Origin of the sequence: Paenibacillus sp. FSL F4-0125, from assembly GCF_038008565.1 — a bacterium.
Classification (GTDB): Bacteria; Bacillota; Bacilli; order Paenibacillales; family Paenibacillaceae; genus Paenibacillus_AQ.
On the sequence record NZ_JBBOZJ010000001.1, the window covers coordinates 6,011,779 to 6,026,385 of the forward strand.

Annotated in this window: 13 protein-coding genes and 1 rRNA gene; 1 reads left to right on the plus strand and 13 read right to left on the minus strand. The window is 45.2% G+C overall.

Features of this window, described 5'->3' with window-relative positions; all coding sequences use genetic code 11:
* Positions 1-55 precede the first annotated feature (55 nt).
* Complete coding sequence (locus NST74_RS26920) at positions 56-208, plus strand: hypothetical protein (RefSeq protein ID WP_170880370.1); 153 nt, start codon at positions 56-58, stop codon at positions 206-208.
* A gap of 244 nt (positions 209-452) precedes the next feature.
* Here the strand turns inward: NST74_RS26920 and gltX are convergent, their stop codons facing one another.
* The 13 genes from gltX to rrf form a co-directional block, all read right to left on the minus strand.
* Positions 453-1,916, minus strand: a complete 1,464-nt coding sequence (gene gltX / locus NST74_RS26925; RefSeq protein WP_341115371.1) for a glutamate--tRNA ligase — start codon at positions 1,914-1,916, stop codon at positions 453-455.
* Between the two features lie 53 nt (positions 1,917-1,969).
* A complete protein-coding gene (ispF, locus tag NST74_RS26930) occupies positions 1,970-2,458 on the minus strand; it encodes a 2-C-methyl-D-erythritol 2,4-cyclodiphosphate synthase (RefSeq protein ID WP_341115373.1) in 489 nt (162 codons plus the stop codon).
* Positions 2,455-3,153, minus strand: coding sequence for a 2-C-methyl-D-erythritol 4-phosphate cytidylyltransferase (gene ispD / locus NST74_RS26935; protein ID WP_042131243.1), 699 nt, complete (start codon positions 3,151-3,153; stop codon positions 2,455-2,457). The genes ispF and ispD overlap by 4 nt, the downstream gene beginning before the upstream one ends.
* Positions 3,154-3,248: 95 nt before the next feature.
* Positions 3,249-4,337: a PIN/TRAM domain-containing protein gene (locus NST74_RS26940; RefSeq protein ID WP_042131244.1), complete on the minus strand. Its 1,089-nt coding sequence runs from the start codon at positions 4,335-4,337 to the stop codon at positions 3,249-3,251.
* 179 nt (positions 4,338-4,516) lie between these two features.
* Positions 4,517-5,254 carry a CDP-diacylglycerol--serine O-phosphatidyltransferase gene (gene pssA / locus NST74_RS26945; RefSeq protein ID WP_042131245.1) on the minus strand — a complete coding sequence of 246 codons (738 nt, stop codon included), beginning with the start codon at positions 5,252-5,254 and terminating at the stop codon, positions 4,517-4,519.
* A 64-nt stretch (positions 5,255-5,318) separates the two neighbouring features.
* Complete coding sequence (gene disA, locus NST74_RS26950; protein ID WP_042131246.1) at positions 5,319-6,395, minus strand: DNA integrity scanning diadenylate cyclase DisA; 1,077 nt, start codon at positions 6,393-6,395, stop codon at positions 5,319-5,321.
* A gap of 14 nt (positions 6,396-6,409) precedes the next feature.
* Entirely contained in the window at positions 6,410-7,777 is a 1,368-nt protein-coding gene (gene radA / locus NST74_RS26955) for a DNA repair protein RadA (RefSeq protein WP_076121175.1), read from the minus strand.
* A 193-nt stretch (positions 7,778-7,970) separates the two neighbouring features.
* Entirely contained in the window at positions 7,971-10,439 is a 2,469-nt protein-coding gene (clpC, locus tag NST74_RS26960) for an ATP-dependent protease ATP-binding subunit ClpC (RefSeq protein ID WP_042131248.1), read from the minus strand.
* 35 nt (positions 10,440-10,474) lie between these two features.
* A complete protein-coding gene (locus NST74_RS26965) occupies positions 10,475-11,539 on the minus strand; it encodes a protein arginine kinase (RefSeq protein WP_042131249.1) in 1,065 nt (354 codons plus the stop codon).
* Positions 11,540-11,567: 28 nt separating this feature from the next.
* On the minus strand, positions 11,568-12,092 hold the full coding sequence (locus NST74_RS26970; protein WP_076121176.1) for a UvrB/UvrC motif-containing protein: 525 nt from the start codon (positions 12,090-12,092) through the stop codon (positions 11,568-11,570).
* A gap of 30 nt (positions 12,093-12,122) precedes the next feature.
* The gene (locus tag NST74_RS26975) at positions 12,123-12,584 is read right to left on the minus strand and encodes a CtsR family transcriptional regulator (protein WP_042131251.1); all 462 of its coding nucleotides are present in this window, start codon (positions 12,582-12,584) and stop codon (positions 12,123-12,125) included.
* Positions 12,585-12,874: 290 nt separating this feature from the next.
* The gene (locus NST74_RS26980) at positions 12,875-14,047 is read right to left on the minus strand and encodes a GNAT family N-acetyltransferase (RefSeq protein ID WP_341115376.1); all 1,173 of its coding nucleotides are present in this window, start codon (positions 14,045-14,047) and stop codon (positions 12,875-12,877) included.
* 420 nt (positions 14,048-14,467) lie between these two features.
* A 5S ribosomal RNA gene (gene rrf, locus NST74_RS26985) occupies positions 14,468-14,584 on the minus strand.
* Positions 14,585-14,607: the final 23 nt, after the last annotated feature.

A 14,607-nucleotide genomic window follows, 5' to 3' on the forward strand; every position in this document is an offset into this window, starting at 1 on the left:
TATTGTCTCCCATTCATCATTCTTATCATACATATGCTGTGGGTGTTTGCTTGGTTTGTTATATAAAAAAGATACCTCGAAACAAAAAAAGCCCCTGCAGCATAAAGCTGCAGAGACGTTTAACCGCGGTTCCACTCTGCTTGAACGAATCAAACAGGCTGCGTTGTTACCATCGGCAGAGTTTCTTCGTTCCACTTGGCATCATTAACGGCGATGTACCCGGCACGATCTAACGAACCTTAAGGATCGTTCAACCGTGCAGCTCACAGGCGCATGTTCTGCCCCGGACAAATGAATAACTCCCAGCCCGAAAGGTATCCCTTTCTCGGTTATTCTCTCTGGCAATTGCCTTAATGGACGTACTTCTCCTGATCGCAGCTATTATCATATGGTACTATCTTAGCGCAAAAGCTAAGGGACTGACAAGAGGCTTAGTGATAAGTAATCCTGCTTTAAGCTCCCTTAATTTGTGATTTCAAACGTTCGATAACTCGGTTTTGGCCGAGCAAAGCAATCGTTATATTGAGATCACGTCCGTGAGTTTGTCCGGTCAGAGCTACGCGGATCGGCATAAATAACGCTTTACCCTTGTGACCTGTTTCCTTCTGTACTTCTTTAATTAGAACAGCCATGTTGCTAGCACTGAAATCCTGACAGGCTTCAACCTTAGCCAGGAAAGCAGACAAGACCTCAGGTACTTGGCTTTCCGCCAGAACCTGCGCCGCTTCTGTTTCCAACTCCAGATGACTGCGGAAGAATAGTTCAGATAGCTCTACGATATCGGAGGCAGAGGTCATCTGCTCTTGATACAGTGCTACAAGGCTTTCTGCCCATGCCTGCTGCTCATCATTCAGCTCAGCCGGTATTTTCCCCGCTTTTTGTAGATGTGGAATCGCTAATGCCGAGATCCGTTTAGGATCAGCATGCTTAATATAGTGATTATTTAGATGCGCCAGCTTATTCTTATCGAATACAGCCGGACTTTTGGACAATCGGTCCGCATCAAAAATAGAAATAAGTTCTTCTTTACTGAAAATTTCTTCTTCACCTTCTGGCGACCAGCCCAGGAGAGAAATGAAATTAACCAAAGCTTCAGGCAAATAACCCAATTCGTCATATTGCTCGATAAATTGAATAACGGATTCATCCCGCTTGCTGAGCTTCTTGTGGTTGTCGCCAACAATAAGGGTCATATGACCAAACAAAGGCGGTTCCCAGCCAAGTGCTTCAAAGATCATAAGTTGACGCGGGGTATTGGAAATATGATCTTCTCCACGCAATACATGGGTAATAGCCATCAGATGATCATCAACAGCTACTGCAAAGTTGTAGGTCGGAATTCCATCCTTCTTTACAATAACAAAGTCACCCATTTCCTTCGTATCAAAAGAAATGTTGCCCTTTACGATATCATCGAACGCATACGTACGATCTTCTGGTACGCGGAAGCGAATACTAGCTACCCGTCCTTCAGCTTCAAAAGCAAGGCGTTGCTCTTCCGTCAAATCACGGTGTTTACCGGAATAACGAGGAGTTTCTCCACGAGCAGTCTGTTCTTCACGTTCCGCTTCCAGTTCTTCCTCTGTGCAATAGCAACGGTAAGCCAAACCTCTATCCAGCAACTCCTGCCAATATACGCGATAAAGATCCAGACGTTCAGTCTGGCGGTAAGGTCCATACTCTCCGCCAACATCAACGCTCTCATCCCAATCCATACCTAGCCATTTCAAATATTTAAGCTGGCTCTCTTCGCCGCCTGCGACATTGCGCTTCACGTCTGTATCTTCAATTCTGATAATGAATTTACCGCCTTTATTACGGGCGAACAGATAGTTAAACAGCGCCGTTCTGGCGTTACCTATATGTAAATGTCCCGTAGGGCTCGGTGCGTAACGCACCCGGACTTGATCCGTCATTATATTCCCTCCGCTTCATATGGTTAAAACTTAGATTTACTACTTAGACCATCTCAAGATGATATCACATCTTGGAGTAGACAGACAATAGATTGTGCGGCAATTCCTTCGCCACGACCGGCAAAACCAAGCTGCTCGGTAGTGGTAGCTTTAACATTCACCTTGGACGGGTCTGCATGAAGCGCACGAGCGATGATCTCCGTCATTTGAGGAATATATGGCGCCATCTTTGGTTTTTGGGCAATAATCGTGGAATCGATATTTCCAAGCTTATAACCACGCTCGCTAGCAAGCGCCCATACTTGTTCTAATAATTTCAAGCTATCCGCGTCCTTAAACGCCGGATCTGTGTCCGGAAAATGTCTGCCAATATCACCTAGTCCAAGCGCGCCTAGAATAGCGTCACTTACTGCGTGCAGCAGCACATCTGCATCGGAATGTCCCAGTAGTCCTTTTTCATATGGAATCGTTACTCCTCCAATAATACAAGGCCTTCCCTCTACCATTTGATGTACATCAAATCCTTGTCCTACAGCGATCATGATTGTCCCTCTCCCCTGTTTCTTTCTGTGAATTCTGCAAAATCTAAATCATCAGGCGTCGTAATCTTAATATTTCTGTAGCTTCCCTCTACCACAGAAACCGGAATGCCGGCACGCTCCGCTAAACTGGAATCATCTGTACCTAAAAAACCATCCCGCTCCGCTACCGCATAAGCATCCAGCAATTCAGAAAGACGAAAAGTCTGCGGGGTTTGAATCGCCCACAGACTTCGCCGATCCGGCGTAGAAAGTACTTTGCCTTCGTTATCTACCTGTTTGATCGTATCTTTGACGGGTACAGCAAGAACTGAAGCACCGATCTGCTTCGCTCGCTTGTAACATGCCTCAATTTCAATCGGCTGTACAAACGGGCGAACCCCATCATGCACCATTACCCACTGTGTCGTAAGTTTCAACAATCCTTTATGTACAGAATGCTGACGCTCAGATCCACCAGGCACGATAGCCTTAACCTTGTCCAGCTTATAGAGCTGTATCCATTCCCGGCAGCGTTCAATATCTTCCTTACCGGTTACAAGCACGATTTCGGAAATCAATTCGTGCTGCTGAAATACTTCCAGCGTATGAACGATAATTGGTTTACCCTGCAATAACAGATATTGCTTGCTCTCTACAGTCCCCATTCGCGTTCCTCTGCCTGCCGCCACAATGACGACGCCCACACTGTTTGACATTACTCAGGCTCCTGTCTTTCACGTATATTCCCATCATAACGTGTTTGGCGGGCATTTCCAACCCATAGGACAGTTGTCGTACACTTTATCTTCACTTATTGTGCTTTTTCCAAGAGCTTTGGCTTCGCAAATATCATCCGTCCAGCTGAAGTCTGAAGCACACTAGTGACAAGTACCTCCATCGTAGTCCCGATATATTCACGTCCGCCTTCCACAACGATCATCGTTCCATCATCTAAATAGGCTACGCCTTGTCCATGCTCTTTGCCATCCTTAATGACCTGTACCACGATTTCCTCACCGGGCAACACTACGGGCTTCACAGCATTCGCAAGATCATTAATGTTCAGAACTGAGACTCCCTGCAATTCGCATACCTTATTCAAGTTGAAGTCATTTGTAACTACTTTACCTCGCAGTACCTTCGCTAACTTCACCAGCTTACTATCCACCTCAGAGATTTCTTCAAAATCCCCCTCATAGATTAACACCTTCACATCAAGCTCTTTTTGAATCTTATTGAGAATATCAAGTCCCCGCCGTCCGCGATTCCGTTTCAGTAGATCGGAAGAATCTGCAATATGCTGGAGCTCCTCAAGTACAAATTCCGGAATAACAATCGTTCCTTCAATAAAACCAGTTTTACAAATGTCAGCAATCCGTCCATCAATAATCACGCTAGTATCGAGGATTTTATGCTCCTCCAGCCCACGACCTTCCGGCTCAGCCGCTTGTCCCCATCGTCCAGTTGTCCAAAGCGCAGCTAGTTCCTCTTTTTTCTCCAGCCCGATCCGCAGCCCCATATATCCAAAAGCTAACGTAACGGGTACCTGCAGCAGCTGTCCAGCTTTTCCAAGCCAAATCATCGCAGGATATAACAGAAGAGACAGCAGAAGCCCCCCTGTAAGCCCAGCTGCACCTGCAGCCAATTCATTCATTGGTATACGCGAACAGTACAGAACCGCCTCCCGCAGTTTTGAACCTCCCCATTCCGCGCATAAAGACCCCGCAAACAAAAAAATAATGGCACCCAGCACCGTAAATAAAATGCTTCCCTCTACAGGTAAACTTTCACTCAGCTTTTCCATCCCCTTGGGGAATCCTCTTTCAAGCGCATGGTATAGCGAAAAACCAGACCAAGCTCCACATATTAAAGCAAAAGACAATATCACTTTTTTCCACATAACCTAACGCACCTCCTTTTTATTCATCCTTGAATGATCTATACCTCACCAGTATGTTCCAATTTTCAAGACGATAAACTTGGAATAGCGCTGTAATTGCAAAAAGGCTCTGCCATCCCAAGGGACGACAAAGCCTTTTGTTATAATTGTATGGATTCTCCTTACTACGAGCGAATACTTTAACCGTTCTTTGAGTGATACACTTTATCTTCGGAACGTCTTCTACGACGATGACGGCGTCTTGCTGTCAATCGATCGATGTTTTGTTTAAAACCATATAACGCGTAAATCCCAAGTAAGACGAAAATTAGCTTAGCAATTTCCTCCGGGAATACAACGGCAACTGCTACAGCAACAATAATGACTACTGGCGCACCGACAACCACTTTTTTAGGCAAGCCGACCTTCTTAAAATTAGGATATTTAACAGTACTGACCATCAAATACGATAAGAGCAGTGTAGCCACGATCATAAACGGAGCGGAAACATCTTTATTAAAAAGAGCTAATGTGGCAAGTACACCACCAGCAGCAGGAATTGGCAAACCGATGAAATAACCAGGAACCCCTGGTTGAACATTAAAGCGAGCAAGGCGCAATGCCCCAAACACCGGGAATATTGCAGTTACTGTCCAGGCTAATGCAGAATTCAAATCATGCAGGCTTGAAACGTACATAATAACAGCCGGCGCTACTCCAAAGGAAACGACATCAGACAAAGAGTCCAGTTCCTTACCAAATTCACTCTCACATTTAAGTGCACGAGCAACTCGGCCATCCAATCCGTCTAACAGCATAGCAATAATAACCATGATAGCGGCCATGCTAACTTTACCGTCAAACGCCATCATGATACCAAACATTCCGAGCATCAAGTTACCTATGGTAAAAAGACTCGGAATTGATTTTTGTATCATTTCTTCACCTCAATTTTCTCACATTGGCCTTAAATAGCTCCAATATTACGTGATTGTATGTTATTTACATTTGCCTGTCAATAAGAACTTGCTTCTGTAAACGTTTGAGCCCATCCTGAATATTACGAGCTCGCACCTCCCCAATTCCGTCCACTTCATCCAGTTCGGCTATGCTTGCAGACATCAAATTAGGCAGCATTTCAAACCGCTCCACCAGATTATGAATGATCACATTTGGAAGCCGCGGAATTTTGTTAAGCAGACGATACCCACGTGGTGTAACCACTTCTTCGGATGAAATTGCCGTTGAAGAGTAGCCCAGCAATCGAGCAATATGGTTGTCATCCATTAGGTCATCATCACTAATACGTTTGAGACCGGCAATAATTTCACGAATTTTATCTTCTTGCTCTTCCTTAGCATAGTCTCTGTATAGGAGCCATGCTTCTTCCTCTGTATTTCCAACCAGTTCTTCCATCTGCATGCTGATTAAGCGTCCTTCGTTGCCTAATTCATTTATATATCGTTTGATCTCCATTTTTATGCGTAGAACCATCTCTACCCGCTGAATCACTCCGACCACTTCGGCCACGGTTACGATTCCCTCATACTCCGAAGCAGACAAATTCGTCAGTCCTTGTGTAAGAACCGCTTTGTACTTTTCGAGGGTCTGAATCGCTTGATTAGCTTTAGCCAAAATAGCTCCGATTTCTTTTAGTGCATATCGAATGGAGCCTTGATACAGAGTAATGATATTACGGCGCTGTGAAATGGAAACCACCAGTTTGCCTGTTTGCTTCGCTACACGCTCGGCGGTCCGGTGACGAATGCCTGTCTCGATTGATGAAATAGACGAATCCGGAATCAATTGTGTATTTGCATACAAAATCCGCTTTAAGTCTTCACTAAGAATAATGGCACCGTCCATTTTGGCGAGCTCATATAAATAATTGGGCGAAAAATCGCAGTTAATGGAGAATCCTCCATCCACTACTTCCATCACCTCGGGACTATAGCCAACGACGATTAGTGCTCCCGTCTTTGCGCGCAGCACATTCTCCAGACCTTCCCGAAAAGGTGTTCCCGGTGCCGCCAGTCTGAGCAGATCATTCATATTCTCTAATTGGTTATATTCTTTCATAATCCCTGTGCCCCCTAATCTAACGCGACCGATAGTGCATCTGCTACGGTACTGACGCCTATAATCTGGATATCTTGCGGGTGCTTCCAGCCCTTCAAACTTTTCTCTGGCATGATCACCCGCCGGAAGCCTAGCTTCGCGGCTTCCTTCACACGCATTTCCGCGCGTGAAACACCTCTTACTTCACCTGTAAGTCCTACTTCACCGAAGAAAACATCGTAAGGTTTTGTTGAAATATCACGAAAGCTGGAAGCGATACTAATAGCTACTGCTAAGTCAATCGCCGGTTCATCCAGCTTTACTCCTCCAGCCACGTTAAGGTACGCATCCTGATTCTGTAGGAACATGCCCATTCGCTTCTCCAGTACAGCGATGATGAGTGCCATCCGTTGATGATCCATACCTGTGCACACCCGGCGCGGGGAGGGGAAATGAGTAGCAGCGACAAGAGCCTGAAGCTCAACCAGCACCGGTCTAGTCCCTTCCATACTGGCCACCACGGTGGATCCGGCTACGCCGAGTGGACGTTCCGACAAGAAGAGCTCAGATGGATTTTCTACTTCTGTTAGGCCCACTTCACCCATTTCGAAAATGCCGATTTCATTCGTTGAACCGAAGCGGTTCTTTACAGCCCGCAGAAGTCTATACGTATGATGCCGCTCTCCCTCAAAATACAGCACACAATCCACCATATGTTCAAGCATCCGTGGGCCTGCAATAGCGCCTTCCTTGGTGACATGCCCAACGAGAACTGTTGCAATTCCCCGAATCTTAGCGATACGCATAAATCTTGTCGTACATTCCCGAACCTGAGTCACACTGCCTGGCGCACTGGTTACTTCTGGCATAAATACAGTCTGAATCGAATCGATCACAAGGAATTGCGGCTGAATTTGTTCAATCGCTTCTTCTATGCTTTCCATATTCGTCTCACATAGTACATATAGCTCAGCTGACAACGCACCGAGGCGATCCGCACGTAGCTTAGTTTGCCTTACCGATTCTTCGCCCGAGATGTACAGCACTCGCAATCCCTGAGTTGTTAGAGCATGCGATGTCTGTAACAAGAGCGTAGATTTACCGATTCCTGGGTCTCCCCCTACTAATACCAGCGATCCTGGCACGATCCCCCCACCGAGAACACGGTTAAGCTCACCTATACCTGTCAGTATGCGCGGTTCCTTGTCACTTTCTATACTTATGATCGATTGTGCTTTTTCTTTACTATGAAAAATAGGGGCATTCATTCCCTGTGTTTTGACTACGCTTTCCGTTTCCTCCACCATGGAGTTCCAAGCTTGGCACCCGGGACATTTACCGAACCATTTTGGCGATTCGTATCCACAATCAGTGCAAAAAAATTTAGTTTTTGGTTTAGCCATTTGTTCTCCTTACGGTCCGAACTTTTAAATTGCGGATATTTTCTTCTAATGAAAGTTTACCATTTCTGCCTCTTTAACGAAAGGTCATTCGGCATTTGTACTAAATGTATATTTTTAAGTGAAAAATTTATATTAAAAAAGCTCCCACCCCTCTAAAAAACTGAGGAGTGGAAGCCTTATTTATTCCGTTTTATTATTCGGATTCTACTTCTTTTTCAAGCAATGGCGCTACTGGAGCATCCACTTTATTCACTACAAGTTCTCCGCCAACCTCATCAATGTTGAGGGAATCACCCTTTTGGATATTTCCTCGGAGCAATTCCTCGGAAAGACGGTCTTCAATATGCTTCTGAATCGCACGACGCAACGGACGTGCACCAAAGGCTGGGTCGTAACCTTCCTTAGCTAGGAAAGCCTTTGCTGCATCCGTGAGTACAAAATCAACATCATATTCACGCAGCCGCTTGCGCAGCTCATCAGACATCAACGTAACGATTTCAGCAATATGCTTCTCATCGAGGGAATGGAAGACGATGATTTCGTCAATCCGGTTCAAGAACTCAGGACGGAAGCTCTTCTTAAGCTCTTCCATAACCTTGCCCTTCATATTGCCGTATTCTGCTCCAGCATCTTGCACAGCTGTGAATCCAAGTGTCGAATTCTTCTTGATCGCTTGTGCGCCTACGTTAGAAGTCAAAATAATTAATGTATTACGGAAATCGACTACCCGTCCTTTAGAGTCAGTCAAACGACCGTCTTCAAGAACCTGCAGCAGAATGTTGAATACTTCTGGGTGCGCTTTTTCAATTTCATCAAGCAGCACTACAGAATAAGGTTTACGGCGTACCTTCTCGGTTAATTGGCCGCCTTCTTCATAGCCAACATATCCAGGAGGGGCTCCGACTAAACGGGACGTGGAGTGCTTCTCCATATATTCCGACATATCAATACGGATGACCGCATTCTCATCGCCGAACATAGCCTCAGCCAATGCACGAGCCAACTCCGTTTTACCTACACCTGTAGGACCGAGGAAGATAAAGGAACCCATTGGACGTTTCGGATCTTTAAGACCCGCACGCGCACGGCGTAGTGCCCGGCTAACTGCCTTAACGGCTTCATCCTGACCGATCACTCGTTCATGCAGTAAAGCCTCCATGTTAAGCAGACGGTCGGTCTCCTCTTCCTTCAGCTTGCTTACAGGAATCCCCGTCCAGCTAGCTACAACCTGTGCGATATCTTCAGGTGTAACCTCTGAATCCGTGCGACCTTGTTTTTCTTTCCATTGGTTCTTAGTGGTATCAAGCTCTTCACGGATCTTTTGCTCTGTATCACGCAAGGCAGCCGCTTTTTCAAACTCTTGACTCTGCACTGCGGAATCTTTCTCCTTGCGGATATCATCCAAGCGCATTTCAAGTTCCTTCAGATTTGGCGGGATGGTGTAAGAGTGAAGCCTTACTTTAGATCCTGCTTCATCGATAAGGTCAATCGCTTTATCTGGCAGGAAACGGTCCGGAATGTAACGATCGGACAACTTCACTGCTTCCACAATAGCTTCATCCGTAATCTTCACACGGTGATGCGCTTCATAACGATCGCGAAGTCCGAACAGAATTTGGACCGCTTCCTCTGGAGAAGGCTGATCCACCGTAATCGGTTGGAAACGTCGTTCGAGCGCTGCATCTTTTTCAATATATTTACGATATTCGTCAAGCGTAGTAGCGCCTATGCACTGAAGTTCTCCTCGGGCCAAAGCCGGCTTAAGAATGTTAGATGCATCAATCGCACCTTCCGCGCCGCCAGCACCGATCAGCGTATGAAGCTCATCGATAAAGAGCACGATATTACCTGCTTGGCGAATCTCATCCATAATTTTCTTGAGGCGGTCTTCAAATTCACCGCGATATTTTGTTCCAGCCACTACTGAGCCCATGTCGAGCGTCATGACGCGTTTGTCGCGAAGTGTTTCTGGGATTTCATTGTTGATAATCTTTTGTGCAAGTCCTTCCGCGATAGCTGTTTTACCAACACCAGGTTCACCGATCAGTACCGGGTTATTCTTAGTCCGGCGACTCAGTACCTGAATAACACGTTCAATCTCCTTGCTACGGCCGATAACCGGGTCTAGATTGCCCTCCTTAGCATAGGCGGTCAAATCGCGCGCAAGACCATCTAGAGTCGGTGTGCTGACATTAGCCGGAGTTCCACTATGACTAGAGGCAGCCTCACTGCTTCCCAGGAGCTGCAGCACTTGCTGACGAGCTTTATTCAAGCTGATGCCGAGGTTATTAAGCACACGTGCCGCGACACCTTCCCCTTCACGGATAAGTCCAAGTAAAATATGCTCAGTGCCGACATACGTATGTCCCAGCTTACGGGCTTCATCCATCGACAGCTCAATCACTTTTTTAGCGCGAGGAGTATAAGCAATGTTCGTAGGCTGTTCTTGACCTCTGCCAATCAGTGTCTCCACTTCGTCCTGGATTTTTTCAAGACCTAGCCCTAAAGCAATTAATGCCTTAGCAGCAATGCCGTCTCCTTCACGAATAAGTCCGAGCAAAATATGTTCTGTGCCAATATTGTTGTGTCCTAAACGAACAGCTTCTTCCTGCGCCAGCGCTAGCACTTTTTGTGCGCGTTCCGTAAATCTTCCAAACATCATATCTCCTGCACCTCCATGAATAGTAAATATCTATATTAATGTTGTGTTCCCAATGTCTCTCGGAGCAGTTTTGCCCGATACATATCTCGTTCAGTGGCGTTTAACTCATCGCCGAACATCTTTTGCAGAAATCCTGGCTGTGTCTTAACGTTAAGTTCATTTAGCACTGAAATCGAAAGACCTTCCAGAATGCCAAGATCAACCCCAAGTCTCACATCAGACAGTCGTTGTGCAGATTCTTTAAGCTCCATAAGAGCTGCATAACATAAAATCCCATAAGAACGCTTCACTCGGTCGGTTATTCTCAGTGCGGAATCAACAAGCAACCGTTCACGGGCATTTCGCTCATGCTCTATGATCTGCGTAACTACACTGTGAAGGTTCTCTATAATTTCACTCTCCGTTTGACCGAGGGTGATCTGATTGGATATTTGAAAGATGTTCCCTACTGCTTCGCTGCCCTCACCGTAAATTCCTCTTACAGTCAAGCCTACTTGGTTCACTGCAGACAATATGCGATTGATCTGATGCGTCATTACAAGTGCTGGCAAATGCAGCATTACTGAGGCACGAAGCCCTGTACCCACATTAGTGGGGCAGCTGGTCAAGTATCCTCTTTTATCATCAAAAGCGTAATTGACAGCTGCTTCAAATATATCATCGATCGCCGTCGCACGTTCCCATGCTTCTCTAACCTGAAGACCAGGAAACAGACATTGGATTCGCAGATGGTCCTCTTCGTTAATCATGATGCTGACCGACTCATCTTCATTTAACAAGACAGCCGCGCTGCGCGAATCATTAGCCAAGTTAGGACTGATTAGGTGTTTCTCAACCAGTACCTTTTTGTCCAGTTCATTCACTTCATCAAGCTTTAGGAGTTGAAAAGATCCGAAATCTGCAGCTGCTTCCTCATGAAACACAGGAGCCAACAGCTCTAACACTTCTTCCGATTGCTCTAAGGAAGCCAGCATTGGAAACGGAAGATGCTCTAGATTACGGGCAATACGCATACGACTGCTAATTACAATCTCGGAGTGGCTACCTCCAGAGCGCATCCAATCACTAAGTGCTTGTTCAGTAAATCGGAGACTTGACATGTCATATCCCCCCTATATATCAAAGACTTTACTCTTGTGCTATTTCTTTTTCAAGTTTACGAATCTGATCCCGCAGCTCCGCTGCTTTCTCGAATTCTTCTTGTGTAATACTCTGCTGTAATTCCTGCTTGAGTTCATCAATTTGGCGTCTAAATACAATCTGAGCTCCTGCACGTTTCGGAATCTTACCTACATGTGAAGTACTGCCATGCACTCGCTTAAAAAGCGGGTCAAGTGCGCTGTTAAAATATTTATAACAGGAGCTACAGCCAAAACGGCCTAACTTGCTAAACTGGGAGTACGTCATCCCACAATTCTCACATTGCAGACTCTGCGTTGTCTTCGTTGCAGCCGACTTCTCCTTGCCGGCACCCTCTAGATCAAGCAGACCTGACAGCAGACTGTGGATGGAGAACCCTCCAGCCGTTCCGGGAATGAGTTCCCCCTTCTCCCGTGCACAGCTCTCGCAGATATGAAACTCCGTCTTCTCTCCATTCACGATCTTAGTGAAGTGGAGTGTTGCCGGCTTGACGCCACATTCCTGGCATTGCATAAGCGAAAGCCCCTCCCTTATGGTTGACAATTATTTGCCTAACAAAGAGATTAACATCGCCTTCATAATCTTGGCACGAATCTCATCCCGGTATGGAATCTTAACCGTTAGGCATTCCCGAGAAACAGCAGCGCGCATAAGGCACGCTTCACGCTTACTTAGAAAACCGGCTTCCTCCAGCTGATAAATCAGCCCTTCAGCAGCGTTCTGATCAATCCCGCCACCTATAGTATGGTTTAAATGGGCATGCAGTGCCACGTTTGGTGGCAATTCAAAACGTTGAATACGAATATATCCCCCACCACCACGCTTACTTTCCACCACATAACCTTTTTCCAAAGTAAAGCGTGTACTGATGACATAATTGATCTGTGACGGTACGCATGAGAACTGGTCCGCCAGGTCATTTCGCTGGATTTCCACCGTACCTTCGGGACTTTCATGCAAAATATTCTTCAGATATTGTTCGATAATATCAGAGATATTGCGCATCACTCATCCTCCAGTGCTTAAATCTTTATAATACCGATTGCAACTTGCATTCCTAATGACAATGGTCTTTAATTGAACTTAAACATTTGTGGATAATTCCACGTGTTCAGAGGATCGGATCAATGTCATTAAGTTTCGTTGACTTTGACTTTCTTTGACTTTTTAATATTATAACATATTCTGTGCTAATTCCAAGTGGATTCTCTTATTTTTCACTTTTTTCAGCGAATGTATTCGGAAATAAAGAGCCCTCCCAACATCTTTCGAAGGGGAGAGCCCGAATTTTTATTTTAAAAATGATCAAATAATGCAGTGTGTGCTTGCGGTAAGATTTCTTCAAACCATTCCAGTGCAGCTGAATGACCTGAGATGCATCCATAACGAGCTAACTCTGCCGGACGTTTATATCCAAGCATTAATGCCGTCAATGTGCCGATATCACAGTTTAAGTCTGCTTCTGCCGGTTTCCCTTCCCCGCGTGTAAAAGTTGCCGATCCCTCATTAGAAATATTCAATTCCCACAATCCATCATTCCAAGGTGCGTATTTATCTTCTATATAAATAAGCTGTTTCTTTGGGCTGCTGTTTCCTCTGAAGGTATAACCTTCAATGAATGTCTTAGCATTCACAATACGACCCATAAAATAAGGATAATTCTCCTGCTCTATACGCGGATCTGGCAGCAAGAAGGGTAACATGTCGTCCGAAGGCACCAGCTTCAACGATGCACCGGTCACCATCGAATCATGGTTCGCAAGAAATGTCCACAGCCCCTGCCGAGCTTGTTCGTTCAAAAAAACAAATTCATCAATGACCAGTTCTCTGTTCTCTACCTTATACAGCACGTATCCCTCTGGTTCACCACTTTTAGAGTAAAACACTGCACTTTTTCCTTCGTCATCTAATACAGAATTCTCCCACCAGTCCAAATCACGCTTAAGTGTCCCGTTATATCTGACAGCGAATTGATTGTATAAGCTATCCAATACTTCGATATCTTTAATGTCCCGTTTAACTTTGCCCTCAACTTCAACCTTCTTGGGAAACTTCGCTACAGGAATGGAGTATTTCTTATATTCACAATAAACTTCCCAACCAAATTTACGATAAAAGGGAATCAGGAACGGATGCAGAAAAGAGAGCGTTTGACCCGCTTCATTCATCGTTTGCAGTGCATGTGTTAAAAGCTTTGCCACATGCCCTTGTCTGCGGTTCTCTGGCCATGTTGCTACCCCAGCGATACCACCCATAGGCACTACTTTCCCTTGTATGTACACTTGGAATGGCAGAAGCGTCAATTTTGCTTCGAGTGTCCCGTCTTCAAAGGCACCCCATACCCGTTCCGGCTTGAAACTTTTTTGAGCACTTTCCCGTTTGTCGCTAGGTAACTTGTATTGAAAAGCATATTCTGACAAGTTCATGCTTGCATCGAACTCATCTGGGCGTAACTGTCTTATTACCACAAACTCACCTCATCCTTTATAAAATTACTTTTAGGATAAGTATAACAAGAGCGTCAATTGTGCGCTAATCTATTGCATTATTTATAACTTTATTTTTAGTTATCCACAGCTCTATGCAGTTTTAAAAATAGTCTTGAAATCTTGTCACATCCAAGTTAAAATAGTTATCCACTTATCAATAGCTCTATCCACATAATCCCGGCTATATCCACAGCAACCCGTGTATTACTTAGGTTTTCTGTTGACAGATCTATATAAATATGTATTTAATCCACACTATTTAGGGATTATTTCTCTTTCAATCATCTATCCACATGTGCGTAACTTTTCTGCAAATTCAAAATATTATCCACAAGTTTTCCACAGTCTATAATAAACGCAAAAAAGCCACTGTCGATTACTCAACAGTGGTCTAATTGTGCTTGGCAACGTCCTACTCTCCCAGGACCCTTCGGTCCAAGTACCATCGGCGCTGGAGGGCTTAACGGTCGTGTTCGGGATGGGTACGCGTGGAACCCCTCCGCTATCGCCACCAAACATGATTTTTCGAAGCTTTCGCT

What these genes read in the sequence shown, in the direction of transcription:
- gltX (WP_341115371.1), bottom strand. Translation starts at nt 1,916, where the DNA reads ATGACGGATCAAGTCCGGGTGCGTTACGCACCGAGCCCTACGGGACAT.
- ispF (WP_341115373.1), bottom strand. Translation starts at nt 2,458, where the DNA reads ATGATCGCTGTAGGACAAGGATTTGATGTACATCAAATGGTAGAGGGA.
- ispD (WP_042131243.1), bottom strand. Translation starts at nt 3,153, where the DNA reads ATGTCAAACAGTGTGGGCGTCGTCATTGTGGCGGCAGGCAGAGGAACG.
- NST74_RS26940 (WP_042131244.1), bottom strand. Translation starts at nt 4,337, where the DNA reads ATGTGGAAAAAAGTGATATTGTCTTTTGCTTTAATATGTGGAGCTTGG.
- pssA (WP_042131245.1), bottom strand. Translation starts at nt 5,254, where the DNA reads ATGATACAAAAATCAATTCCGAGTCTTTTTACCATAGGTAACTTGATG.
- disA (WP_042131246.1), bottom strand. Translation starts at nt 6,395, where the DNA reads ATGAAAGAATATAACCAATTAGAGAATATGAATGATCTGCTCAGACTG.
- radA (WP_076121175.1), bottom strand. Translation starts at nt 7,777, where the DNA reads ATGGCTAAACCAAAAACTAAATTTTTTTGCACTGATTGTGGATACGAA.
- clpC (WP_042131248.1), bottom strand. Translation starts at nt 10,439, where the DNA reads ATGATGTTTGGAAGATTTACGGAACGCGCACAAAAAGTGCTAGCGCTG.
- NST74_RS26965 (WP_042131249.1), bottom strand. Translation starts at nt 11,539, where the DNA reads ATGTCAAGTCTCCGATTTACTGAACAAGCACTTAGTGATTGGATGCGC.
- NST74_RS26970 (WP_076121176.1), bottom strand. Translation starts at nt 12,092, where the DNA reads ATGCAATGCCAGGAATGTGGCGTCAAGCCGGCAACACTCCACTTCACT.
- NST74_RS26975 (WP_042131251.1), bottom strand. Translation starts at nt 12,584, where the DNA reads ATGCGCAATATCTCTGATATTATCGAACAATATCTGAAGAATATTTTG.